This is a genomic window from Iocasia fonsfrigidae (genome assembly GCF_017751145.1).
Taxonomy (GTDB): Bacteria; Bacillota; Halanaerobiia; order Halanaerobiales; family DTU029; genus Iocasia; species Iocasia fonsfrigidae.
Map to the genome: position 1 here is coordinate 1,697,022 of NZ_CP046640.1, position 25,921 is coordinate 1,722,942.

26 protein-coding genes and 1 riboswitch are annotated in these 25,921 nt (G+C 35.8%); of the genes, 22 read left to right on the forward strand and 4 right to left on the reverse strand.

The genetic code is table 11. The features are described from left to right. Positions 1-4 precede the first annotated feature (4 nt). Positions 5-2,299, forward strand: a complete 2,295-nt coding sequence (locus tag GM661_RS08065) for a DNA internalization-related competence protein ComEC/Rec2 (RefSeq protein ID WP_230869552.1) — start codon at positions 5-7, stop codon at positions 2,297-2,299. Positions 2,300-2,308: 9 nt separating this feature from the next. Here the strand turns inward: GM661_RS08065 and GM661_RS08070 are convergent, their stop codons facing one another. Then, the gene (locus GM661_RS08070) at positions 2,309-3,514 is read right to left on the reverse strand and encodes a cation:proton antiporter domain-containing protein (protein ID WP_230869553.1); all 1,206 of its coding nucleotides are present in this window, start codon (positions 3,512-3,514) and stop codon (positions 2,309-2,311) included. Between the two features lie 57 nt (positions 3,515-3,571). After that, a riboswitch (Fluoride riboswitch) is annotated at positions 3,572-3,638 on the reverse strand. A gap of 333 nt (positions 3,639-3,971) precedes the next feature. On the opposite strand from GM661_RS08070, the gene GM661_RS08075 reads away from it, so the two are divergent. Then, positions 3,972-4,241: an SHOCT domain-containing protein gene (locus GM661_RS08075; protein WP_230869554.1), complete on the forward strand. Its 270-nt coding sequence runs from the start codon at positions 3,972-3,974 to the stop codon at positions 4,239-4,241. Between the two features lie 101 nt (positions 4,242-4,342). Here GM661_RS08075 and GM661_RS08080 read toward each other — a convergent pair whose 3' ends face one another. Further along, a complete protein-coding gene (locus tag GM661_RS08080) occupies positions 4,343-4,579 on the reverse strand; it encodes an alpha/beta-type small acid-soluble spore protein (protein WP_125989782.1) in 237 nt (78 codons plus the stop codon). Between the two features lie 120 nt (positions 4,580-4,699). Beyond that, complete coding sequence (locus tag GM661_RS08085; RefSeq protein ID WP_230869555.1) at positions 4,700-4,915, reverse strand: alpha/beta-type small acid-soluble spore protein; 216 nt, start codon at positions 4,913-4,915, stop codon at positions 4,700-4,702. A gap of 128 nt (positions 4,916-5,043) precedes the next feature. Between GM661_RS08085 and holA the strand changes: the two genes are divergently transcribed. Further along, entirely contained in the window at positions 5,044-6,042 is a 999-nt protein-coding gene (gene holA, locus GM661_RS08090; RefSeq protein ID WP_125989786.1) for a DNA polymerase III subunit delta, read from the forward strand. Positions 6,043-6,091: 49 nt separating this feature from the next. Here the strand turns inward: holA and rpsT are convergent, their stop codons facing one another. Then, complete coding sequence (gene rpsT / locus GM661_RS08095) at positions 6,092-6,355, reverse strand: 30S ribosomal protein S20 (RefSeq protein WP_125989788.1); 264 nt, start codon at positions 6,353-6,355, stop codon at positions 6,092-6,094. 165 nt (positions 6,356-6,520) lie between these two features. On the opposite strand from rpsT, the gene GM661_RS08100 reads away from it, so the two are divergent. The 19 genes from GM661_RS08100 (at position 6,521) to GM661_RS08190 (ending at position 25,909) form a co-directional block, all read left to right on the forward strand. Then, positions 6,521-6,856, forward strand: coding sequence for a phage holin family protein (locus tag GM661_RS08100; protein WP_125989789.1), 336 nt, complete (start codon positions 6,521-6,523; stop codon positions 6,854-6,856). An 11-nt stretch (positions 6,857-6,867) separates the two neighbouring features. Continuing rightward, positions 6,868-7,875 (forward strand): GPR endopeptidase, encoded by a 1,008-nt coding sequence (gene gpr, locus GM661_RS08105; protein ID WP_125989791.1) that lies wholly within the window; start codon positions 6,868-6,870, stop codon positions 7,873-7,875. A 152-nt stretch (positions 7,876-8,027) separates the two neighbouring features. Further along, the gene (locus GM661_RS08110) at positions 8,028-9,005 is read left to right on the forward strand and encodes a PfkB family carbohydrate kinase (RefSeq protein ID WP_230869556.1); all 978 of its coding nucleotides are present in this window, start codon (positions 8,028-8,030) and stop codon (positions 9,003-9,005) included. 141 nt (positions 9,006-9,146) lie between these two features. Continuing rightward, on the forward strand, positions 9,147-10,253 hold the full coding sequence (spoIIP, locus tag GM661_RS08115; RefSeq protein WP_230869557.1) for a stage II sporulation protein P: 1,107 nt from the start codon (positions 9,147-9,149) through the stop codon (positions 10,251-10,253). Between the two features lie 84 nt (positions 10,254-10,337). After that, positions 10,338-12,125 (forward strand): translation elongation factor 4, encoded by a 1,788-nt coding sequence (lepA, locus tag GM661_RS08120; RefSeq protein WP_125989797.1) that lies wholly within the window; start codon positions 10,338-10,340, stop codon positions 12,123-12,125. Continuing rightward, on the forward strand, positions 12,118-12,351 hold the full coding sequence (locus tag GM661_RS08125) for a hypothetical protein (protein WP_230869558.1): 234 nt from the start codon (positions 12,118-12,120) through the stop codon (positions 12,349-12,351). The genes lepA and GM661_RS08125 overlap by 8 nt, the downstream gene beginning before the upstream one ends. Positions 12,352-12,361: 10 nt before the next feature. Then, positions 12,362-13,279 carry a radical SAM family heme chaperone HemW gene (gene hemW / locus GM661_RS08130; RefSeq protein WP_230869559.1) on the forward strand — a complete coding sequence of 306 codons (918 nt, stop codon included), beginning with the start codon at positions 12,362-12,364 and terminating at the stop codon, positions 13,277-13,279. Between the two features lie 468 nt (positions 13,280-13,747). Continuing rightward, complete coding sequence (hrcA, locus tag GM661_RS08135) at positions 13,748-14,794, forward strand: heat-inducible transcriptional repressor HrcA (protein ID WP_230869560.1); 1,047 nt, start codon at positions 13,748-13,750, stop codon at positions 14,792-14,794. A 5-nt stretch (positions 14,795-14,799) separates the two neighbouring features. Further along, complete coding sequence (gene grpE / locus GM661_RS08140) at positions 14,800-15,411, forward strand: nucleotide exchange factor GrpE (RefSeq protein WP_230869561.1); 612 nt, start codon at positions 14,800-14,802, stop codon at positions 15,409-15,411. 78 nt (positions 15,412-15,489) lie between these two features. After that, positions 15,490-17,325 carry a molecular chaperone DnaK gene (dnaK, locus tag GM661_RS08145; RefSeq protein WP_230869562.1) on the forward strand — a complete coding sequence of 612 codons (1,836 nt, stop codon included), beginning with the start codon at positions 15,490-15,492 and terminating at the stop codon, positions 17,323-17,325. A gap of 447 nt (positions 17,326-17,772) precedes the next feature. Next, a complete protein-coding gene (dnaJ, locus tag GM661_RS08150; RefSeq protein ID WP_230869563.1) occupies positions 17,773-18,906 on the forward strand; it encodes a molecular chaperone DnaJ in 1,134 nt (377 codons plus the stop codon). Positions 18,907-18,909: 3 nt separating this feature from the next. Continuing rightward, positions 18,910-19,776, forward strand: a complete 867-nt coding sequence (prmA, locus tag GM661_RS08155) for a 50S ribosomal protein L11 methyltransferase (RefSeq protein WP_230869564.1) — start codon at positions 18,910-18,912, stop codon at positions 19,774-19,776. A gap of 4 nt (positions 19,777-19,780) precedes the next feature. Further along, on the forward strand, positions 19,781-20,530 hold the full coding sequence (locus tag GM661_RS08160) for a 16S rRNA (uracil(1498)-N(3))-methyltransferase (RefSeq protein ID WP_230869565.1): 750 nt from the start codon (positions 19,781-19,783) through the stop codon (positions 20,528-20,530). A 1-nt stretch (position 20,531) separates the two neighbouring features. Beyond that, positions 20,532-21,842: a tRNA (N(6)-L-threonylcarbamoyladenosine(37)-C(2))-methylthiotransferase MtaB gene (gene mtaB / locus GM661_RS08165; protein ID WP_230869566.1), complete on the forward strand. Its 1,311-nt coding sequence runs from the start codon at positions 20,532-20,534 to the stop codon at positions 21,840-21,842. Between the two features lie 76 nt (positions 21,843-21,918). Then, the gene (locus GM661_RS08170; protein ID WP_125989813.1) at positions 21,919-22,263 is read left to right on the forward strand and encodes a histidine triad nucleotide-binding protein; all 345 of its coding nucleotides are present in this window, start codon (positions 21,919-21,921) and stop codon (positions 22,261-22,263) included. Positions 22,264-22,315: 52 nt separating this feature from the next. Continuing rightward, on the forward strand, positions 22,316-22,762 hold the full coding sequence (locus tag GM661_RS08175) for a GatB/YqeY domain-containing protein (protein WP_230869773.1): 447 nt from the start codon (positions 22,316-22,318) through the stop codon (positions 22,760-22,762). A gap of 337 nt (positions 22,763-23,099) precedes the next feature. Further along, positions 23,100-24,404, forward strand: a complete 1,305-nt coding sequence (locus GM661_RS08180) for an NfeD family protein (protein ID WP_230869567.1) — start codon at positions 23,100-23,102, stop codon at positions 24,402-24,404. Next, complete coding sequence (gene floA, locus GM661_RS08185) at positions 24,397-25,413, forward strand: flotillin-like protein FloA (protein WP_164522216.1); 1,017 nt, start codon at positions 24,397-24,399, stop codon at positions 25,411-25,413. Before GM661_RS08180 ends, floA begins: the two co-directional genes overlap by 8 nt. A 13-nt stretch (positions 25,414-25,426) precedes the next feature. Next, positions 25,427-25,909, forward strand: a complete 483-nt coding sequence (locus GM661_RS08190) for a hypothetical protein (RefSeq protein WP_230869568.1) — start codon at positions 25,427-25,429, stop codon at positions 25,907-25,909. Positions 25,910-25,921 lie beyond the last annotated feature (12 nt).

The following is a 25,921-nucleotide window of genomic DNA, read 5'->3' on the forward strand; positions in this document are numbered from 1 at the left end:
TATGATGAGAAGACCTTTTTTGCTCTGCAGCTTTTTCTTTTCTGCAGGAATTATCACTGCTTATTATTTGTCTTGGATTAGTATATTATTAATTTTTCCCTTGATATTAGTGATCGCTTTTTACTGTAGAAAAATTAAACTACTTATTATTTTTATAATTGTATTTATTTTAGGTTTTTCCTGGATATCGTGGCATGAATATATCTATAGTAATGACGCTTCAATAATATCATATAATGGACAAGATAATGTTGATATTTTGGGAGTAATCAAGGAAGACCTTAGAGCTTTGAGCGGGAATAAGGTCTACTTAAAACCATATTTTGCTGATGGAAATAGAATTAAATATGGTTTAATAGAATTAGATAAACGTTATTTACCTCATGCTGTTGAAGATGGGGATTTGGTATCAGGTGTTTTTAATCTGTCCTTTCCCAGTAAGGCTATGAATCCTGGAGGGTTTTCTAATTATAATTATTTAAAAAGGAGGGGTGTTTTTTCTAAGGGCTATTTGTCATATAGTTTTACAAAGATAAGTAGGGTTAATGGTGGGATTCTAAAGGTGATTATAAAGGCAAAAAGGGCTTTTATTAAACTTATTAATCAGACAATGGATTTCCCCTATAATGAGGTTTTGAAGGGTTTATTGCTTGGTGAGAAGAGTGGTATACCAGCAGAATGGACTAGTAATTTCGAATTATCTGGGGCAAACCATTTATTAGCTATTTCTGGTCTACATGTAGGTGTTATTTCCTTAATTTTTCTAAAAATACTTAAGCTCTGCAGGCTGCCGGTAATTAGTAGAAACATAATAATTACTTTATTGATGATATTTTATATAGTATTGACAGGTTTTAGACCTTCGGTTTTAAGGGCTGGTATTTTAGTAATCACTTTTCTCTGGGCAGTTGTTTTCAAACGCAGTGGTGAAGTATTTAATCTAATAGGTCTTTCTTCGATGATTAATTTAGTCATTAATCCCTATGATTTATTTAATGTAGGGTTTCAATTGAGCTATATGGTGTTAAGTTCTATAGTATTATGGACTAATCTATTAAAAAACAAATTGCCTAATTTGCTAGCCCTTTCAATTGCTGCTCAACTGGGGGCAAGTCCATTAATTGCTTATTATTTTAATCTATTAACACCTATTGGTGTTGTAACAAATCTCTGGGCAATACCCTTAAGCGGAATTATTGTTTCACTGGGTATTACAGGGCTATTATTAGGTATTATTAGTCCTGTTATAAGCTGGTTAATAAATAGTTTTATATCTTATTTGCTGTTTGTCTTAAATTGGGGTACGTCTTTTATGGCAGGTATACCCTTAGGACATTTAGAGGTAGCTACCCCATCAATTGTGATTACTATTTTATTTATACTATTTATTCTCATAATGCCGATTTTTTTAAAAAAAAGATATATTCCCTTAAATATTAAAAAACAAAAAAAGATCATCTTATATTTAATTTATGTAATGCTATTTTTCCTGTCTATAGAATTAGTAATACCCTTTTTTAATAATCATTTAGAAGTCACTTTTTTATCAGTTGGTCAAGGAGATAGTATTGTAATTAATGTTGCTAACAGTTATCATCTAGTGGTTGATGGCGGTGGCAGGGCAGGTTTGGCTTCTACCCAGGGGCAGGTGACAGTTCTACCATATTTAATATATAAGGGAATAAAAAAAATTGATGTATTATATATTACACACTTTGATGGGGATCATGCCCTGGGTATTATTGATTTAATTGGTCAAAGAGAGATAGGCCTGCTGGTATTACCTGCCTGCTTTGATAATAATGACCTGGCCAAAGAAGTCATAAAAAAAGCCTGGGCATATAATATTCCTGTTAAGTTAAGTAGCAGGGGGGATTTATTCAAATTAGGTAAATGCAGCCTGACAGTTCTGAATCCATTGCAAGACCTGAAATTTCCTGACCGTAATAATAACTCTGTTGTCCTCAAAGTAAATTATGGTAATTTCTCCTTATTATTAACCGGTGATTTAGAAAAAGAAGGTGAATACCGTTTGATTGAATCAGGTGATTTTATTAAAAGTAATGTCTTAAAACTTGGTCATCACGGAAGTGCTGGCTCATCATCAGAGCTTTTCTTAAGAAAAGTAGAACCTGATTACGCTGTTATCTCAGTAGGCCGGAATAATTATGGACACCCTGCCCAGGAGGTTTTTGATAGAACAAATAAATTTAATATTAAAACACTAAGAACTGATAAAAGTGGAGCAATTACTATTACAACTAATGGCAAACAGTATAAAATAAAGAGCTATAGATAGAAGATAGAGTTACTTGTTTTCTTTTATCAGCCTGGAATCATCGGATAAGCAGTGCATTCCAGCTAGTTTGATTCCAGCTGCCCCCAGGGGAGCGGTTATAATAATTGCCAGTACTGCTAAAGCCAGGATAATATCACCTGATTTCACTCCTGCGGCAAGTGGAACAGCACCAATGGCTGCCTGAACAGTGGCTTTTGGAGTATAGGCAATCACACAAAATAATCTCTCTTTAAGATTAAGTTCAGTTCCACTGATAGAGATTAAAACACCAATGCCTCTGGCTATTAGTCCAGTAAAAATAATTAACAGACCAATTAGGCCTGATTCGAGAGCCAGGTGTATATTTACTTCAGCCCCTACCAGTACAAAAAGCATTATTTCAGCAAAAACCCAGATTTTATTGAACTTAGCTGCCAGGCGGTTGGCCAGTAAATTGTATTGTTCCTGTAAGATATAACCTATGACCATGACACCTAATAAAGAGGCAATAGGGATAATCCCTGCCAGGAAATCTTCCAGACTGGTCATTATAATAGCAGCACTTAAAATTAATAAAACCTTTTTGGTATCCCTGATATGATATTTTTTAAATAAATAAAGCAGAAGAAAGCCAATTAGAATCCCAAGAATTATACCTGAAGCAATAGATAGAGGAATACTTAAGATTTTTTTAGTAATATGTAGTTGTTTGCCTCCATAAAGCCCTAAAAAAGTTGAAAAAATAGTAATAGCAATAACATCATCAATAGAGGCACCTGTCAGAATAAGGGTAGGGATTCCTTTATTACTCCCTCGATTTTTATCCATTAAATCCAGCATCTGGGGGACAACTACAGCCGGTGAAACGGCTGCGATAATAAATCCTAGCATACCTGCCTCTATCCAGGAGAATTGCAAAAAATAAGTAGCCGTTAGAATTATAGTTCCCCCCTCCAGCAGTCCAGGAATAAAACTGAGTTTTATTGCTGGAACACCTATTTTTTTAAGGGTCCTTTTTTCAATACCTAAGCCTGCCCTGAGTAATATAACAATAAGGGCGATTTTTCGAAGGTCAGGTGAGATATTTAAAATGTTTTGTTCAATTAGATTAAAGCCGTAGGGTCCCAGTAGTATTCCTAATAATAACATACCTAATAAACCCGGTAATTTCATTTTATCAAAAGATTTGTTAAAAATAAGACCTAGCATCATTATTAAAGCCAGACTAAGTGCCATAATTATTACCCCTTTCAATAGCTTATTTATGTAAAAAGGCTCCTATTCAGCAGTAAAACCTGAATAGGAGCCATTAATTGTTAGAAACAATGGTTACAGGTGGTGCTCCATCACCTTTAGTATTTAGATATAGTTTATACTAGGCTTGTTATTAAGTCAAGGAAAAATTTATAAAGAAATACTAATCTATTTATAAAGAATTATTTATGAAATTCATAATTCCTTCATAATTAAATGTTAAGATTAAATTACCAGTAAGGTATTTTATAGTTTAAAAATAAACCGTTTTAATCGTCTGGATAACAATTCAATTATGGGAAAAGTTCTATTATGAAAGAGCCTTAAATATGAAAAATTAAATTTATTGAGTTAAGGGCTAATAAGCAGTAAGTATAGTATGATGTATGGTTAAGCGGAGATAATAAGAAATTGATAGAGAAAAGGAGGGATATAAACAATGATGGGTTTTGGTCAAGGTTGGAGAATTGGTGGCTATGGCATGCACAGTTTTGGGGGGATTTTTATGATGATTTTATTCTGGATTTTTATTATTATGGGAATAGTATATTTGGTAAAAAATTTTACTAATAATAACGCTAACAATAATAACAGTAATAATTGCAATACTGGCCAGAGAGATAATGCTGTTAATATAGCACGGGAAAGATATGCCAGAGGTGAAATTAGTAAAGAGGAATTAACTGAAATTATCAATAATCTTAAATGAAATATTTGCTGGATAATAATAACAGCAAATTAAAATGAGCGGTTAAAAACCGCTCATTTTTAATGGGTTGACTTTTATAAAATATTATATATCAGTTCAGATTAATACTGCTGTTGATTACCCTGGGTTCCGGCGAGAGAGTTTTCATATGCCTCTACCATCTTTCTTACCATATGACCTCCAAGGGCACCAGTATCACGGGTAGTCATTTCACCATAATAACCACTTTGAGGTATCTGGATTCCAAGTTCTTGAGCAACCTCATACTTGAATTTCTCCATTGCCTGTGCTGCCAGTGGATTAACAAGGGTATTATTTCTTTGTCCTACACCTGCCATTAAATTTCACCCCCTTTATGTCTTGCAGTATTATTATTTTGTGTTAATGGGGAGCTGGTCATACTAGTATTTTCTGGGATAGCTGGGTGAGTAAATCACCCAGCCTTAATATATGATAATCTACCTGTCAGAATTATTTGCTATCTTATCCTCAGCCATTTTTACCATTTTCTTGACCATGGTACCACCTAGCTTTCCTACTTCACGGGTGGTCATATCTCCCCAACCCTGCTTATTAATCTTATCAATAAGTCCTAGTTCATTAGCAACTTCATACTTGAGACTGTCAAGGGCATCACGGGCAAGAGGATTCAAGATTCGCTTTTTGCGGCTCAAAAAGCCACCTCCTGACAAGTAGTACATGATTATAATTTGCTAAAAAGCAAAAAGATATGTTAATATAATATTGGTAAATCTTAAGGGCACGATTATTTAAAAACTATATTATAAAGGAGAACTTATTAATGAAAGATATTAAAGAGATATTAAATAAATCTATAGATGAATTAAAGCCTATTTACCTTATATATAGTGAAGAAATTTATTTATTAAATAAATTTAAAGAAGCTTTTACAAAAAAATATATTCCTGATGAGATTAAGGATTTTAATTTAACGGTTATTAAAAACACAGAAAATCTACCAGTATTAGTAAAGAATCAGGCCAACACACCACCATTTATGACAGAAAAAAGATTTATTATAATTGAACCTGGTGAATATTTTAAAAATAAAAATTCAGAGGATAGATTTTTAATCGAATTATTTAATAATTTCCCTCAAACTACTCAACTGCTTTTTTTAATTAATGGTAAGATTGATAAGAGATTAAAGGTTGTTAAAGAAATTAAAAAAAATGGAGAGATTATAGAATTAGAATCACCTAAATATAAACAACTGGATAAATGGATAGAGCGGGAATTTGCAAGATATAATAAAAAAATCGATAAAAGGTCTATTAATATGCTGGAGAATATGTTCCAAAATAATCTCCAATTATTAGAGAATGAGATAGGAAAGATTGTACTATATAAACATGATGAAGAAAAAATAAATTATAATGATATAAGTAATATTATTAGTAAGGATAGATTATTAGAGGATAATTTGATTTTTGCTTTTACAGATGCAATTATTGGCAGGAATAATGGAAAGGCTATTACTATTTTAAACGAAATGCTCAATGATGGTGCAGTTCCTTTGAAGATTTTGAGTACAGTTATCTGGCAGTTAAGGTTATTGTTGTCTGTGAAAGAATTAAAAAAGAAAGGTAAGGATATCAGGGATATTTCCCGGATATTAAAGGTACATCAGTATCCTGTCAAAAAGTGTTATAGTAAAGCAGATGTCTTTACTGATGAAGAACTGGAAATTATGTTGGAAAGGTTTATGGAAACAAATTATCAGATAGTAACAGGAAAATATGAGGCTGCTCTGGCCCTGGAGATGGCAATAGTAAAATAAAAAAAGAGGTTTATTCTTTTTATCAAGAAGAATAAGCCTCTGTTTTATCTTAAGAAATTTTATTATACATTTTGGTTAAACGGGATTTTTTGCGGGCGGCATTGTTTTTGTGGATTATGCCTTTGCTTACAGCTTTATCTATTGTTTTAATTGCAGTCTGTAATTTATCTCCTGCTGTAGAAGAATCCCCTTCTTCTACTGTTTTTTCAAAATCTTTAATGTTGTTTTTGAGTTTATCTTTCCATTCCCTATTGCGAATTGTTCTTTTTTCAGCAGTTTTTACCCTCTTTTTTGCTGATTTAATAATAGGCATGCACACTTCACCTCCCTTATTTCATAACAAACTATAAGAAATCAAATTATAAGTAGTTTTTAAAATACAGCAATTTTTATTTTAACATGAGTTTTTTAAAAATGCAAGTTTTGTATATAAAAATATTTAACTGGTTAAAATATAATTGAAAAAGGGGGTGATAGTTTGAGAGGCTGGATAGGAGCAATAGTAAGATTTATTGTGTCTGCACTGGTATTATTAGCAGTAGGCTATGTAGTACCTGGATTTAGTATGGTTGGATTTGGTAATGCCCTGATAGCTGCTATTGTAATAGCCTTGATGGGTTATGTTATTGAAACATTGTTTGGTGATAATATTTCACCACAGGCCCGCGGGGTGGTAGGGTTTATCACTTCTGCTGTAGTGATTTATTTGACTCAGTTTGTTGTTGAGGGGTTAACAGTGACTATTTTTGGTGCTTTAATTGCTGCTTTTGTAATTGGGCTGGTTGATGCATTTGTACCGACTGAATTAAGATAAAGGGGATAAAGATGACTAATCAGCAAGTGATTTTTGAAAATAATCGGGTTTATTCGGATCTTGCACTTGATGCTCATAGTTTAGCAGTAGAACAAACAGGTGGGGAAGTACAGGGAGTAAGTGTTCAGGAAGAACAGTTAGAAAATGCGCTGATAACCCGGATTGAGGTTATGAATGAGCAGGGTGCTAAGGCTATCGGCAAGCCCATTGGTAAGTATATAACAATAGAATCAGATGGTCTCAAAGGACAAAATAGAATGGTTCATGACCAGTTGAGTGAAATATTTGCTGGTGAATTAGCTTCATTAGCAAACCTGGAAAATATTAGACCTCATCCCAATCTGGAGCCGACTATATTTATAGTTGGTCTGGGAAACTGGAATGCTACACCTGATGCATTAGGTCCACAGGTTCTTAACCATCTTATGGTTACCAGACATCTTTATCAGGAAGCCCCTCCTGAATTAAGAAAGGGGCTGCGGCCTGTCTGTGCCTTATCACCAGGTGTCCTGGGTTTGACAGGTGTTCAAACTGCTGAAATAATTAAAGGTGTTGTAGAGATGGTTCAACCTAACTTGATTATTGCTATTGATGCCTTATCTGCCCGCAGTACTGCCAGGTTAGCCAATACTATTCAGATAAGTAATACTGGGATAGCACCTGGTTCAGGGCTTGGTAAAAATAGAATGGCAATTAATCAAGAAACAATGAATATTCCTGTTATAGCAATTGGTGTACCAACAGTTGTACATGCTATAACTATCGTTAATGATGCTATGGAGGAATTATTAAAAGGAAATATCTTTTCTCCTGCTGAAAGAGAGAGGTTTAGACATATTGATGAAGCAGAAAAAAAGAGAACTATAGGGAATATACTGGGACCATATATGGGTAGTTTGGTAGTATCTCCTAAAGGTGTAGATGAGTTAATTCTCGATCTTGGAAGAATTATTGCTGGAGGGATAAATGTAGCCCTTCATCCTGATATTACACCTGATAATTTATCGCTTTATTTATAATATGTATTGTAAGAATTCAGGGAAGGTATTTATACCTTCCTTTTTTTCAACTTATTTTTTCTTTACTATTTGGATAATTTTATATATAATTATAAATAAAATATAGAAACATTACTCGATAAATTGAAGGTTATGTAAGCGAGGGGGAAGTAATGACAGTAGATATAGTTACTATGGGAGAGATGTTAATTGATTTTGTGCCTTTAAAAAAAGGCCTGGCCCTTAAAGATAATGAAGGCTTTTTGAGAATGCCAGGTGGGGCACCAGCCAATGTGGCTGTTGGAACGGCTAAACTTGGTATTAAAAGTGCTTTTCTGGGTAAAGTTGGGGCTGACCCTTTTGGTGATTTACTTATTGATACCTTAAGGGAGAATAGTGTTAATGTTGAAGGAATAGTCCAGAGTAATAAAGCAAAAACTACTTTGGCTTTTGTAACCCTTGATGAAAAGGGGGATAGGGATTTTACTTTTTACAGGGACCCTGGTGCAGACATGTTATATGACTGGGATGAAGTGAATTTGAAACTGCTTAAAAAAGCAAGAGTATTTCACCACGGCTCCATTAGTTTAATTGATGAGCCTGTACGCAGTACTACCTTAAGGATGGCTGAAACTGCTAATGATAATGGTCTTATTGTTTCTTATGACCCTAATCTGCGCATACCTCTGTGGCCTGATTTAAAACAGGCTGAAAAATGGATAAAAGAAGGCCTGAAAACTGCTGATTTACTTAAAATATCAGAAGAGGAACTGGAGTTTATTACAGGTGAATCTTCCCTTAAAAAGGGTGCCCGGAGAGTAATGGCAGAATATAATGTGAAGTTGATATTTATAACCCTTGGTGCAGAGGGTAGTTATTTTTATAATGGTTTGACAGAAGGGATGGTATCAGGTTTTAAGGTAAATGCCCAGGACACTACTGGAGCAGGAGATGCCTTTACAGCAGGAATCCTTGCCCAGCTTATTAATGAGGATATTGATGATTTATCCAGGCTGGATAATATTACTTTAAAAGAAATGCTTAAATTCAGCAATGCTGTTGGGGCTATAACAACTACAGGTAAAGGTGCTATTTCATCATTACCTAATTTAAAAAGTGTGAGAAAATTTTTGAAAAAAACCAAAATATAACTATTTAAAATGATACTTAAATAAAAACCCTGAGAGATTATTACTCCCAGGGTTTTTTCTATTATTTTATAATCATGATAAAAACTTAAGTTATATCTACCAATCTATCATCATATTAATTTTAATAGGAGGAGAAATGACATGTCCTATAAAAAGATAGATCTTAAGGTGATAATGGTAGTAATCATGTTATTACTTATTTTTCTTAACCTATTAAAATATCATATGATGAGTGATGTAGTAGTTCCAGTTTGGTCAAGCCATGATGTAGAATATTATGATAGAGAAAAAGATAATAGGAGTTTGATTACCAGGGTGAAAGACTATCTTAGTCCTGAACAGTTACTCTATAGATTAACCAGGATAAGGGTCAGGGCTCCTATTACCTATTTAAAGAGGGAAATCCCTTTGCTGGCTTATTATACCCCAGAGGAATTAAAAACACCTAGACAGGTGGTCTATAACCCTGGAGATAATAATAAAATAGTAAAACTAAAATTTGACTTAAGGCAGGGGGAAGAGATAAGTAGTCAGCAGGATAACAGTCAGTCAATTGATGATTTAAGAGGGATGGAACCTGATAATAAAATTAGGGATGATCAGAAAAGGCCTTTAATAGCTATTTATCATACACATACTTCAGAAACCTATATTGATGATCCGAGAAAGCAGGATAATAATGGCCATGTTTTTCCAGGCGAGATTGGTAATGTTGCCAGAGTAGGTAGTGAACTGGCAACATTACTGGCAGAGAGATATAATTTTCGGGTTATTCATACAACCAAGGTTCATGATGAGCGTTATAGTATGTCGTATTATAATTCACGAAAAACAGTTAAGGAGCTGTTGGATAATAACCCTGAAATAGATTTGTTATTGGATATACATCGTGATGGGATTAAACACCTACCTTCACGGGAAACCATTACTACTGTAGTAAATGATCAAAGGGTGGCTAAAGTGATGATTGTAGTTACTAATGGTAAATTTGATTTTGCCCATTTAGACTTGAAAGACCATCATCAAGAGTGGGAAAAAAACCTGAATTATGCCAGAAGATTTGCCAATAAAATAGAAGAGATGTATCCTGGGTTATTGAGCAGGTTAGAAATCAGGGATACCACTTATAATCAAGATTTACATCCACGGGCTTTATTATTGGAAATAGGTGATTATAGAAATACAACCCAGGAAGCTATTAGATCAGCAGAACTACTGGCAGGTGTTATTGTGGAGATGTTTAGATGATATATATGTAATATTGTTGATAAAAAGATATGCCAATGTTATAATTAATTGAAGAAATTAGATGTGTTGAGGAGGAAACGATAGGTGAATAGTGAGCATATCAGGAATTTTTGCATTATTGCCCATATTGATCATGGAAAATCAACCCTGGCAGACCGTCTTCTTGAATATACAGGTGTTTTAACTGAACGGGAGATGAAAGAACAGGTTCTCGATAAAATGGAACTTGAAAGGGAACGTGGTATTACTATTAAGGCTCAGGCAGTACGGCTTGAGTATAATGGGTATCAATTAAATCTAATAGATACCCCCGGACATGTGGATTTTTCATATGAAGTTTCCAGGAGTCTGGCAGCCTGTGAAGGGGCTATACTGGTAGTTGATGCCTCACAGGGGGTAGAAGCCCAGACTCTGGCTAATATATACCTTGCACTGGAACATGACCTGGAGATAATACCGGTTATTAATAAAATTGATCTGCCGAGTGCTGATCCAGACCGTGTTAAGGCCCAGTTGATTGATGTTGGTTTGGAGATAGAGGATACGATCTTGACCAGTGCCAAGGAAGGGACTGGTATTAAAGAAGTGCTAGATGCTGTCATAGAACAAGTACCTGCACCGGAAAATACATTTAATAAGCCTCTGCGTGCTCTTATCTTTGATTCTTTTTATGACCCATATCAGGGGGTAATTGCCTATGTGAGAATAAAGGATGGTAGTATCAAACCGGGTCAAAGGGTTAAGATGATGTCAAATAATAGGGAATATGAGGTTGATGAACTTGGTATATTTATCCCTGATATGAAAAAAACAGCTAGTTTAGAGGCTGGTGAGGTTGGTTATATTATTGCCGGTGTGAAAGACGTTAAGAATTGTCGGGTGGGGGATACAATTACCTCTGCAGATAATCCAGCATCTGAACCACTACCAGGTTATCAAAAAATAAAGCCAATGGTTTATAGTGGACTCTATCCAACTGATAATGCTGATTATGGTTTATTAAAAGATGCCCTTGAAAAATTACAGTTGAATGATGCCTCTCTGACCTTTGAAGCAGAGACCTCAGAGGCCCTTGGTTTTGGATTCAGAGTTGGTTTCCTGGGTCTATTACATATGGAGATTATTCAGGAACGGTTGGAGCGGGAATATGGCCTTGAACTTGTAATTACTGCCCCAAGTGTGGTTTATCGTATTACAGACCAGCAGGGTGATATGATTGAAATCGAGAATCCTGCTGAATTTCCTGAACAAAACGAAATTGAAATTATCGAGGAGCCTTATGTGAAGGCAGAGATTTTTTTACCTGATGAATATGTGGGACAGGCTATGGAACTCTGTCAGGAGAACCGTGGTGAATTTAAGGATATGCAGTATATAGATGAAAATAGGGTTAAATTATATTATGAAATTCCCTTGAGTGAAATTATTACAGATTTTTTTGATCTTTTAAAATCAAAAACCAGAGGATATGCTACCCTGGATTATGAATTTATAGGATATAAGCCTTCACAGCTGGTAAAACTGGATATATTGCTCAGCGGTAGCCCGGTAGATGCTTTATCAACCATAGTTCATCAGGAAAATGCGGGCAGCAAAGGACGTTCACTGGCACGAAAACTGAAGAAACTTATTCCCAGGCAGATGTTTGCAGTACCAATTCAGGCTGCTATTGGCAGTAAAATTGTGGCCCGGGTTAATATTAAAGCACTGAGGAAAAATGTTTTACAAAAGTGTTATGGTGGTGACATAAGCAGAAAGAGGAAATTGCTTGAAAAACAAAAAGAAGGCAAAAAAAGAATGAAGAGGGTTGGACAGGTGGAAATTCCCCAGGAGGCATTTATGGCTGTCTTACAGCGGGATGATGATGAATAATAATGACCTGCAGTTATCCTATCAAAAACCCTTTGCTCTTTATGTTCATATACCTTTTTGTTCAGAGAAATGTAATTACTGTGATTTTTATTCAGAGAGATATAGTCATTCTGCACTAGAGGGTTTTTATCAAGGAATACAGCGAGAGATTGAATTATATACCAACTTAATTGAGCGGCCAGTACTTAAAACTATATATAGGGGGTGGTACCCCCAGTTTAATTAAACCGGCCTATTTGGTCGGTTTAATTGAAAAGATAAGACAACATTTTGATCTTGCTATGGTAGAGGAAATAAGTATAGAAGTAAATCCAGGCTCGATTACAAAGGATAAATTATTAAAATATAAGGAAGCAGGGATTAATAGAATTAGCCTGGGGGTTCAGTCTTTTAATGATAATGAGTTGAATTTTCTGGGTAGAAAACACACAGTCGGTCAGGCTTTAGAAGCAGTTGAACTCTTACAGAGGGTTTTCCAGAATTATAATCTTGATTTAATATTTGCTATTCCTGGACAGAGTCTTAAGTCCTGGCAGGAGACCCTAAAACAGGTTTTATCATTTCAGCCACCACATCTTTCTATTTATAATTTGCAGATTGAAAAAGGTACTCCTTTAGCTAATATGTTAGAAGAGGGAGAGATAAAGGTTGTTGATGATACTTTGGATGCTGAAATGTATCTTCTGGCCAGGGAATTATTTAATCTTCATGATTTTAAACAATATGAGATATCCAATTTTTCTAGAAAGGGATTTGATTCTATTCATAATCAAATTTACTGGCATTATCAACCCTATTTAGGGATAGGGCCTGCTGCTGTAAGTTTTGATGGTAGGATTCGTTTTGCTAATAAAGCAGATTTGCCAAAATACATTAATAATCTTACCAATAGTGTTTTACCAGTCGAGAATATAGAAAGGCTGTCAATAAAAGAACAAATCTCTGAAATGATTTTTATGGGTTTACGCTTGACAGATGGTATTTCATTAGCAGAATTTACTGATAGGTTCACAGTAGACCTGCTGAAGCTTTATCAATTGGAAATAGAAGATTGTTTGAGCAAAGGGCTTATTGAAATAAAGGACAAGCATATAAGGTTAAGTGAAAAGGGTCTATTGTTAGGTAATGAAGTGTTTATGAAATTTCTTAAGTGATTTTTATAATTCTAGAAATTATGAACTTTGAAGGCCGACAGATATATTTGTTTTCCTTGTCGTGCGCTGAGGTGTCCTACCTTCGCTTACTGTCAAGAAATTCTCCTCCGGCGTCGTGCCTACGGATAATTTCTAGAGTCGTCCAACAAATATATCTGTCTGAGTTAAGGTAGCTAAGTAATAATTTTAATTCTGTAGCGGCTCTAACTTTTTGTGGAGGCAGGACGCCGGAACAAAAAGTTGTGACAGAGAACGGAGGCACGGATGCCGGAGAGAACGACAAGCGGAAGAATTAAAATTATTCTCGATCAATTTAGGATGACGTAGCCACTTTGTTCTTACTAATAAGGTAAGGGATATTTTTCATTTTGGAAATACAATGTTGACAAAATTGTGTTAATATGTTATTTTATTATTAGTAATTAGCACTCTTTATAATTGAGTGCTAACAAAAAAGGGGGCCAGCCGATGGTTGAAGAAGTTGAAAGGCGGAAAAAAGAGATACTTAAAGCGATTATTCATGAGCATATTTTTACTGCCGAACCCGTTGGTTCACGTACCCTGGCCAAATCATATGAACTAGGTGTAAGTTCTGCAACAATCCGGAATGAAATGTCTGATTTAGAGGAACTAGGTTATCTTGAACAGCCCTATACATCTGCTGGACGGATTCCTTCTGATAAAGCCTACCGTTTTTATGTCGATACACTTATTAATGATAGAGAGAATCTGAATCTAGAATTAATTAAACTACTTAATAATTTTAATTATGAAAGACAGGGCATTCAGCAGATAATGTCTAATATGGCTAAGATGTTATCGAGTGTTACCCGCTACACATCAGTTGTCAGCGAACCACAGATGAAAAAAAGTAGAATTAAACAGATCCAGTTAATACCAGTAGAAGGGAAGAGGATTTTAATAGTTCTGATAACAAACACAGGAATTGTGCATAATAAAATTGTTAAATTAAAGCAAGATCTTAACCCAAGACAACTTGGGTATTTAAATGAGTATCTATTTAATAATTTAAAGGATAAGCGGATAAAGGGTATAAACAATCTTGTTTTGCAGGAACTGGAAAAGAGATTAATTAAAAGACTGGATTTATCTCAGGAAATAATTGAATTAGTCTACAAAGGATTAGAGATGGTATCTAAAGAGGATGATTTTAAAATATATTTAGGTGGTACTTCTTATATCCTTGAACAACCAGAGTTCAATGATTTAGATAACCTAAAAAAGGTCTTAAATATACTTGATCATGAAGAAATGCTAAAAGACCTTTTAGTTACTATACCCAATAAAGAACTTGAGGTAATGATAGGTCATGAAAATAAAATTGAAGAAATGAAGAAATGTAGTCTCGTTTTTGCTTCTTACACTGTTGGTGATATGGCTTCTGGAAAAATCGGTGTTATAGGTCCTACCAGGATGGAGTATTCCAGGGTAATTGCTTCAGTTAATACTGTAGCAGAACTAATGGGTAAGATTATATCAGAATTAAGTGGGTGATGATAATGGTAGAAAAAAATGCTAAGAAGAAAGATGAAGAGGTATTGGAACAGCAGTCTGAAACTGAAAAAGAGGATTTAGAAACTAAAACGGTTAGAGAAGGGGATATAAAGATAGAGGAAGAAGATGGGTTAGAAGAAAACATAGAGGAAGAAGTAATAGATGTTGAGGAGTTAGAAGAAGAAATAGCAAAGCTGCAGGAAGAGAAAGATGCCTTTTTCAATCAATTACAGCGTCTACAGGCTGATTTTTCTAATTATAAAAAGAGGGTTGAGAAGGAGAAAGGGCGAGCTTATCAGCAGACAAAGATAGAACTTATTGGTGAATTACTTCCTGTAATAGATAATTTTGAAAGAGCTCTTGCCCAGGAAGATAATGGTGGTGAATTCTATCAAGGTGTTGAAATGATTTACCGGCAGATAATAACTTATCTGGAAAAACAGGGAGTAAAGGCGATTGAGGCTGAAGGAGAACAATTTGATCATAATTATCATGAAGCAGTAATGCAGGTTGAAGATGATGACTATGAATCTGGAACTATTATTAAAGAAATACAGAAGGGGTACATAATGGAAGATAGGGTAATTAGACCTACTATGGTGAAGGTGGCTCAATAGGTTTTTAAATATAACTAAATTTGAGATTTAATTTCTAAAGACTTAACAGAATATAACATTTATAAGGAGGAATTTGAAATGGGTAAAATAATTGGTATTGACTTAGGAACAACTAATTCATGTGTGGCTGTAACTGAGGGGGGAGAACCCTCTGTCATACCTAATGCAGAAGGTAATAGAACTACTCCTTCTGTTGTCGCAATTTCAAAAAAGGGTGAACGTCTGGTAGGGGAAACTGCTAAGAGACAGGCGATTACAAACCCTGATCAGACTGTTAGCTCTATTAAACGACATATGGGAACTGATTATAAAGTTAATTTAAATGGTAAAGACCAGACTCCACAACAGATATCAGCTATGATTTTGCAGAAACTAAAACGTGATGCAGAAGAATACCTTGGTGAAGAGGTTACAGAAGCAGTTATTACTGTTCCTGCATATTTTACTGATAGTCAGCGTCAGGCCACCAAGGATGCTGGTAAGATTGCAGGATTAGAAGTCAAGAGGATAATAAATGAACCTACAGCTGCTTCTCTGGCATATGGTCTGGAGGATGATAAAGAACAGACCATTCTGGTATTTGATCTTGGTGGTGGGACATTTGATGTATCTATTTTAGAACTTGGTGATGGTGTGTTTCAGGTTGTGTCTACTAGTGGTAACAATCACTTGGGTGGTGATGATTTTGATAAAAAGGTTATGGATTATCTGGCTGATGAATTTAAGAAAGAACATGGTGTAGACCTGCGTAAAGATAGAATGGCAATGCAGCGCTTGAAAGATGCTGCCGAAAAAGCGAAGAAAGAATTGTCATCAGTGATGACTACTAATGTTAATCTACCTTTTATTACCCAGACTGATGATGGCCCAAAACACCTGGATGTAGATATAACCCGGGCTAAATTTGATGAATTAACTGCTGACCTTGTTGAGAAGACAATGGAACCTTCACGAAGGGCTCTCAAGGATGCTGATATGTCACCTTCTGATATAGATGAGGTTATACTTGTTGGTGGTTCTACCAGAATTCCAGCTGTTCAGGAAGCAGTCAAAAAATTAATTGGTAAGGATCCCCATAAAGGTATTAACCCTGATGAAGTTGTGGCTATGGGTGCTGCTATTCAGGGTGGTATTATGGCAGGGGATGTAAATGATATTGTCTTATTAGATGTTACCCCATTATCTCTTGGTATTGAAACACTTGGTGGTGTTTTCACTAAATTGATTGACAGGAATACTACTATACCTACTGAAAAGAGTAAGGTTTTTTCAACTGCTGCTGACAATCAGACCAGTGTGGATATTCATGTTTTACAGGGTGAAAGGAAGATGGCCAGTCATAATAAGACACTGGGACGTTTTCAGTTGACAAATATCCCGCCAGCTCCCAGGGGAGTTCCGCAAATAGAGGTAACCTTTAAAATCGATACTAATGGTATTGTTCATGTCTCAGCTAAAGACCTGGGGACAGGTAATGAACAAAATATCACTATTAAATCATCTACTGGATTATCTGATGAGGAAATAGACCAAATGGTAAATGAAGCTGAGGCTCATGAAGAAGAAGATAAAAAACGTCTAGAAGAGATTGAAGCCAGGAATGAGGCAGACAGCCTTGTCTATCAGACAGAAAAGACTCTTAAAGATGCAGGGGATAAGGTTGAGCAGTCTGTAAAGGATAAAGTTGAGCAGGCTAAGGATGACCTTAAAAAGGCTCTTGAAGGTGAAGATATAGAAGAGATTAAAAATAAGACAGAGGCTTTAACCAATGAATTGACTGAATTAAGCAGTCAACTCTATGCCCAGGCTCAGCAGCAGGCAGAGCAAGCAGGTCAGGACCCAGCAGGAGATACTGGTGATGACAATACTGTTGATGTAGATTATGAAGAAGTGGATGAGGAAGATAATGAATAAATACTAACATTTTGAACAATGAATTAATATAAATAGTATATGGGTTCAAAGTATAGTTATATGTTTAATTTGGTTGTTGCTTGAGGGGGGGGATATTTCCCCTCTTTTGACTGTTTAATATTATTAAGAAATTATATTTTTTTGAGATTTTGGATAACTTTAAAGGTCGACCAATATATTTACTTACCTTGTCGTGCACTGCGGCGTCCTGCCTTCGTTTACTGTCGAGAAATTGTCTTCCGGCATCCTGCCTCCAGACAATTTCTAGAGTCGTCCAGTAAATATATTGGTCTGGTTTATGATAAGTAGTTAACTTTGTATAAGAAGTGATTCTAAGAAAACATTAATGATTGTTGATTAAGTCTGGATGGCCGTTAGCCCAATTTATTAATATAAATATTTAAATAGGTTTGTAGAGTAATTTTGTTTAAAAAAGGTGGTGTTAAGGTGGCTGAGAAAAGAGATTATTATGAGATATTGGGTTTGAGTCGTGAGGCTGATGAGAGTGAGATTAAAAAGGCCTATCGTAAGAAGGCCAGGAAATTACACCCTGATGTTAATAAAGATGACCCCAATGCGGAAGAAAAGTTTAAAGAACTATCAGAGGCTTATGAAATATTGAGTGACCCTAATAAAAGGGCACGTTATGATCAGTATGGTCATTCCGGGATAAATGATAATGATTTTAATTTTGATGACTTTGCCCGTGGTGGTTTTGGTGGGTTTGAAGACATGTCTGATATTTTTGATATGTTTTTTGGTGGTGGTATGGGAGGTAGACGTCGTGGCCCACAGAGGGGTTCAGACCTGCAGTACCGTTTGACTATAGATTTTGAAAAGGCTGTTTTTGGTGGGAGTGAAGAGATAAGTATACCCAGGACTGAGACCTGTGATACATGTCATGGTTCAGGGGCTAAACCAGGTAGTAAGGCTAAAACCTGTCCACAGTGTAATGGAAATGGCCAGGTCAGGACTTCACAGCAGACACCTTTTGGTCATTTTACCCAGACAAGGGTTTGTGATAAATGTGGGGGTACTGGTAAGGTTATAGATAATCCCTGTTCAAATTGTCATGGTCAAGGAAAGGTCAGGAAAAGGAGAAAGATTACAGTTAATATCCCTGCTGGGGTCTCGAATGGGAATAAATTAAGAATGTCTGGTGAGGGTGAGGCTGGTGATCATGGTGCAAGAAATGGTGATTTATATATTGTAATTCAGGTCAAAGAACATAAAATCTTCAAACGCAAACAAGATAATATTTATTGTGAGGTACCAATTAATTTTGTTCAGGCTATACTTGGTGATGAGATTGAAGTACCTACACTGGAAGGGAAGGTTAAGTTTACTATTCCAGAAGGTACTCAACCTGGTACTACTTTTAGATTGAAGAACAAAGGTATTGCACATCTTAATAGTTACGGTAGGGGAGATGAGTACATTAAGGTAAAGGTAGTGATTCCTAAAACCCTTAGTGAAAAACAGAAGAAGATCTTAATGGAATTTGCTGAGGAATCTGGTGAAGAGATTAATCCTGAACACAAAAGCTGGCTGGAGAAAGTAAGGGATGTTCTTGGGGTGTGATAAATGAACTGGCAGGAAGTAAGGGTTGAAATAGCTAAGGAGGCAGCTGAGGCAGTTGCCCATTATCTACAGGAAAATAGTAAACATGGTGTAGTAATTAAAGAGAATGATGAATATATGGAAATTACTGCTTATTATCCAGCTGATGATAGTTTTTCAGAAAATCTAAGGGATTTAAAGGAATGGGTTAAAAATTTGAAGAAATTCGGTCTTGAGACTGGTAAAGTGAAGTACCAGTTACAATTAACAGCAGAAGAAGACTGGTCTACAAGCTGGCAATCTTTTTTTAAGTCGCTTTATCTGGGTGATAGGTTTTTAATATGTCCTGGTTGGGAAGATTGTGATGATAAAGAACGTATTATTATTAAAATAGACCCGGGTATGGCTTTTGGAGTAGGTAGTCATGAAACTACAGAATTATCTATACAACTCCTGGAAAAGTATATAGGTAATAAGACAGTTAAAATGCTCGATATTGGTACGGGGACAGGGATATTATCTATTGTTGCTGCCTATCTTGGTGTTAATAATATTTTAGGGATAGATATTGATAAAGCAGCAGTTAAGGCTGCTAGAGAGAATATTGTAATAAATAATGTTAGTGACAGTGTTACGGTAATCCAGGGGGATCTTACTGAGAGCTTAAGTGTTAAATTTCCATTGATTATCGCTAATTTATTACCAGATATTATAGAAAGACTCTTAAAAACAGTCGTTTCTTTAATGGAAAAAGATGGTCTTTTAATATTATCAGGAATTATTAGTAATAAAGAAGATAAAATTATAAATTTAGCCCGTGGAGAGGGATTAACAGTGATTGAGCAATGTTCCTTAGGGGAATGGGTTAGCCTGGTATTAAGGAAGGATTGATATTATGCACAGATTTTTTGTAGATAAGGATGATATTGATGGTAGTGTGGTTAGAATCACAGGAAGTGATTTTAACCACCTTTCTCATTCACTAAGATTAGCCCCAGAGGATAAGATAATTGTCTCTAATGGGGACGGCTGGGATTATCTTGTTGAACTACAAAATTTTAGTGATCAATCTGTTAAAGGCAGGATTATAAATAAGGAAAAAAACCGTTCTGAACCTTTATTAGATATAACAATAGCCCAGGCTATTCCTAAAAAGACTAATATGGATTATATTATTCAAAAATGTACTGAACTTGGGGTGAAAAATTTTATACCCCTGGATACTACTAGAACTATTGTTAAGTTAAAAGGGAGAAAAGAAGAAAAGAGAGTAAATAGGTGGCAGAAAATAGCCAGAGAAGCTGCTAAACAAGCCGGCAGGGGTATGATACCAACTGTTGCCAGGGTACATAAATTAAGGGATTTAGTAAAATATAAAGATAAATATAATTTAATTATCATACCATGGGAAGAAGAGAAGTCTTGCTCACTTATTAACCTAAAGGACAAAATAAGGGCAGTAGATAAGAGGGTACTAATAATTATTGGTCCTGAAGGGGGGTTTTCTGCTGAAGAAGTAGCAAGTATTACTAAGATAGGTGGAATATCAATTACTTTGGGACCTAGAATTTTACGGACTGAAACGGCTGGTTTAGTTACTGCTACTGTAGTACTATATGAGACAAATGATTTAGGGGGAAATTAATATGGCAACAGTAGCCTTCCATACACTGGGGTGTAAAGTTAACCACTATGAATCTGAAGCTATGATGGATCTCTTTAAAGATAAGGGCTATCAACTTGTTGATTTTAATGATAGGGCTGATATATATGTTGTAAATACATGTACTGTTACTAATGAAGCAGCCCGTAAATCGAGGCAGCTTGCCAGGAGGGCTAAGAGAAATAACCCGGTAGCAACTGTAGTAATGGTTGGTTGTTATACCCAGGTTTCACCGGATGAGGTTAGTAATATTGAGGAAATAGATTTAGTAATTGGGACTTCTAAGAGGCTTGATATTGTTAGAATGGTTGAGGAAGTGAGGTCTAACAGTAATTTCACTGCGGAAATAGTTGATTGGCAGGAACTCAAAGAATTTGAAGAACTAAGGGTTAATACCCTGACAGAAACCACAAGAGCCTATGTTAAGGTAGAAGAGGGGTGTAATCAGTTCTGTACTTATTGTATCATACCTTATGCCCGGGGGCCGGTTCGGAGTAGGGAGATAGATTCTGTCCTTGAGGAGGTAGAAGAACTTGTTAATGGTGGTGTTAAAGAAATAATATTAACAGGTACCCATCTAGGGGCATATGGTTATGACTGGGGGGGGAATGATAGTTTAGTAAAATTATTAAAACGTTTATCTGCTGTTGATGATTTAGCCCATATCAGGTTGAGTTCTATAGAGGTGACAGAAATAAACGATAATTTATTAGCCCTGATTGCCAGAGAAGATAAACTCTGTTCCCATTTACACCTTCCTTTACAGAGCGGAAGTGATTATATACTTAAAGCTATGAAAAGACCTTATTCAAAACGAGAATTTAATGTGGTTGTAGATAAGGTCAGGAATAAAATAGAAGATATTGCTATAACTACTGATCTTATTGTAGGCTTTCCAGGTGAAGCAGAAAAGTATTTTAAAGAGAGTTATGATTTTGTTAAAGAAATTGCTTTTAGTAGGCTTCATGTTTTCCCATTTTCAGCCCGGCATGGTACCCCAGCTGCCAAAATGAAAGGCCAGTTAGCTGGGGATATAAAGAAATACTATAGTAAGATGATGCGTCAGTTAAATAAGGAATTAATGCAACAGTATCAACAGGAGTTTATTGGTGATATAAGAAGCCTTATTATTGAGGAAAAGAGGGATTACCAAACAGGTAAACTTACAGGTATGACTGATAATTATCTTAGGGTATTATGTGATGGTGATAATGAAATGATGGGAAAACTGGTAGATGTAAAGTTAATTAATAGTTTTAATCATGAGAATCTTATTGGTAAAATTGTAATATAATAGAAAACTGTATCAAAGAAAAGCAGGAATTCTTTTTTCTATAGCGAAATATAAATTAAAGGATGGTGATTAATAAATGAGTGATTGTATTTTTTGCAAGATTGCAAGTGGTGAGATGGATACTAAATTACTTTATGAAGATGAGCGGGTGGTTGTTTTTAGTGATATTGATCCACAGGCACCAGTACATTTGCTTATTATACCTAAAAAACATATATCAACTTTATTGGATATTTCAGCAGAAGATCAGGATTTAATTGGATACATATATATGATTGCTGCCAAATTAGCGCGTGAAAATGGTATTGCTGAAGATGGGTTTAGAGTGGTATCTAATTGCAATGAAGATGGTGGTCAATCAGTTTATCATATTCATTTTCATTTACTGGGTGGACGCAGTATGCAGTGGCCTCCAGGTTAATATAATCAATATATGGAGGTTTAATGATAATATTTTCAGGGAGGTGAAAAAGATAACCTCTTTAAGAGAAAAATTACTTGATGATATGAAAACTGCTATGAAGTCAAAAGACAAGGAACGTTTATCTGTGATAAGGATGGCTCGGGCTGCTATAAAAAATGTAGAGATTGATAAAAGAAAAGACCTTGATGATAATGAGGTAGTGGAAGTTATTGCCCGCGAAGTAAAACAAAGAAGGGATTCAATTAGAGAGTATGAAAAGGCAGGAAAAGATGATATTGTTACGGGTTTACAAAGGGAAATAAAGGTTCTGGAAAAATACCTGCCTGAACAGCTAACAGAAGAAGAGATTGCAAAATTAGTAGATGATGTAGTTAAAGAGATTGGTGGAGATGATATGTCAGATATGGGAAAGATTATGGGGGCAATTATGCCGAGGGTAAAAGGCCGTGCTGATGGTAGAATTGTCAATAAAATTGTACAGAGGAAATTGAGTTAAGGGTGAGGCCAGGATTTCCTGGCCCTTGTTTTTATAACTTTAAAGACCGACAAATATATTTACTTCCCTTGTCGTGTGCTGCGGTGTCCTACCTTCGCTTACTGTCTAGAAATTCTCCTTCGGCGTCCTGCCTACGGATAATTTCTAGAGTCGTCCAGTAAATATATTTGTCTGTATTATGATAACAAGTTTAGTGTAAGAAGGATTCCTATAGTAAAAATTAATAATTATTCTCGATCAATTTAAGATGACGTAGTCATTTTATTCTCGTATTTTTTTAGGATTTAGCAAAATAATACTAATAGTTTATCTGCTGCAGAAAGGTGGTGATAAATGGATGAGAGGGGTCAAATATGTTTTGGGTTTGATGGTATTATTTATTGTTTTGTCGGTTTTATCTGTCCAGGCTGTTGATAGGACAGAAATTGTCTATAAGATACCTATTACGGGTGAGATAGATAGGGGTTTAGTATATTTGGTAAAAAAGGGTATTAGTGAGGCGGAGGCAGAGGGTGCTGACCTGCTTATTTTTGAGATTGATACTTTTGGTGGGTATGTTGATTCAGCTATAGAGATAAAAGACCTTATCTATAATTCCAGGATCAAAACCCTTACTTTTGTTAAGGGTAGGGCCTGGTCTGCAGGGGCTTTGATTACCCTGGCAGGTGATATAGTTGCAATGGTACCTGGTAGTAGTATCGGGGCTGCTGAGACAAGACCTAAGGAAGAGAAATATATTTCTGCCCTGAGGAAGGAATTTAAAGCAACAGCTGAAAGTAGGGGGAGATACCCAGAAATAGCAGCTGCTATGGTTGACTCTGATCTTGAGATTGAAGGATTAATTGCTGCTGGTAAATTACTTACATTAACTGCTGATGAAGCAGTAACACATAATATGGCAGAATATAAGGTGGGCAACCTTACAGAGTTATATGATATAATGGATTTTTCACCAGCCCGGATTCTTTCTGTGCAGGTTAGTTCAGCTGAGAAATTGGCCCGTTTTATTATAAATCCCAATATTAGTACTGTGTTATTAACTATTGGTTTGATAGCATTAATTGCCGAAACCTTCATAATGGGGTGGGGGATAGCAGGGACAGCTGGTCTTCTCTCCCTGGGGCTGGTATTTAGTAGTTATATCTATTTAGGTGTTGCTGGTTGGGGAGTAGTTGTTTTGCTGGTAGTTGGTTTAGTATTGTTAGCTCTGGAGGTATTTGTTGTCCCCGGATTTGGTATTACAGGAATAAGTGGAATTCTTGCTATTTTAGCGAGTTTTTATTTCCTCTTTCCTACGCCGACCACGGCTTTATTTGCGGTAGCAACAGTTCTTATACTATCAATTGCAGCTGCTATAGTTATTTTAAAGCTGTTTGGCGGCAGCCAGTTCTGGCAGAGGATTTCTCTTGGTGAAAGTCAGACTAAAGATTTAGGTTATATTGCTCAGTATGATAAAAAAGAATATCTGGGTAAGACAGCCTATACATTGACACCTTTAAGACCAGCTGGTCTTATAGAGATCGATGCTAAAAGACTTGATGTTGTAAGTGATGGTGGTTTTATTGATAAGGATGTTAAGGTTAAGATAATAAAAATTACTGGTAACCGTGTTGTAGTTAAACAAATTAAGGAGGATGAGTAATTTGACTGAAGTGTTGGCGATACTACTTATAGTTCTTGGTATAATCTTTTTGTCGGTTTTCTTTTATTTTATCCCTCTGGGATTATGGGTTTCTGCTGTAGCAGCTGGTGTACGGATTGGTTTTTTTAACCTAATTGGAATGAGGTTAAGGAGGGTTGTACCTTCATTAATAGTAGGGCCTATGATTAAATCACATAAAGCAGGATTAAAACTAGGGAGTGATAAACTGGAAGCACACTATCTGGCCGGTGGTAATGTAGACCGTGTAGTAGATGCTTTAATAGCGGCTCAGCGTGCTGAAATAGATTTGAGTTTTGAAAGGGCAGCTGCTATTGACTTAGCTGGTAGGGATGTACTGGAGGCTGTACAGATGAGTGTAAATCCTAAAGTAATTAAAACACCGGTTGTAACAGCTGTGGCTATGGACGGGATTCAGGTTATGGCTACTGCCCGTGTAACAGTCAGGGCCAATATTGAACGGCTTGTTGGTGGTGCTGGTGAGGAAACAGTGCTGGCCAGGGTTGGTGAAGGTATTGTCACTACTGTTGGTTCTGCTGTTACCCATAAAAAGGTACTGGAGAATCCGGATTCTATTTCAAAAACTGTCCTGGGGAAGGGTCTTGATTCAGGTACTGCTTTTGAAATTCTATCTATTGATATTGCAGATGTTGATGTTGGCAAAAATATTGGTGCTCAACTGCAGACTGATCAGGCTGAAGCCGATAAAGAGATTGCCCAAGCCAAGGCTGAAGAACGAAGGGCCATGGCTGTTGCTCAGGAACAGGAAATGAAAGCTAAAGTACAGGAAATGCGGGCTAAGGTTGTTGAGGCTGAAGCAGATGTACCAAGGGCTATGGCAGAAGCGATGCGTTCTGGTAATATGGGTGTTATGGACTACCTTAATCTACAAAATATTAAGGCTGATACCGGTATGAGAGATAATATCTCCAAATTAGGAGGTAATTCCAGTAATAGCTCTGAAAAAAAGATAGATGATGAGGATAAATAAGGGGTTGATCTAGATGGATGATATCTTAGGTGCTGTTATCTGGATAATTATTATGGTAGTGGGTTTCTACCTTAAGGGGAATAAGAATAAATCGGAAAATAAGCATAATACTAAAGAAAAAATTGGGAATAAATTGAATGATTTCTTTAAAGGAACTGTTGATGAAGAGGATGATTATCTACCAGCTTATATGGAATCTAAAGGGAGCACTATGCTTGACTCCAAAGTTGCTGAGGATGGTATAGATGAGAAACCAGTAGGTATTAGTGAAAATAGTAGTAAGAAAAAAAATACTAAGGTTGCTATTAAGGACTTTACCCAAGCTAAAAAGGAAGATAAGCCTCAGGGGTATAAGACTGCCAAAAAGGAAGATTGTAATTATGATTTGCAGATTAATAGAGAAAGGGATATTATACAGGGGATAATATTTAAAGAAATATTAGATAGTCCTCGGGCTTTAAAACCCTATCGCCCAATTTATTATCGTAGAAAATAACTACAAAAACCC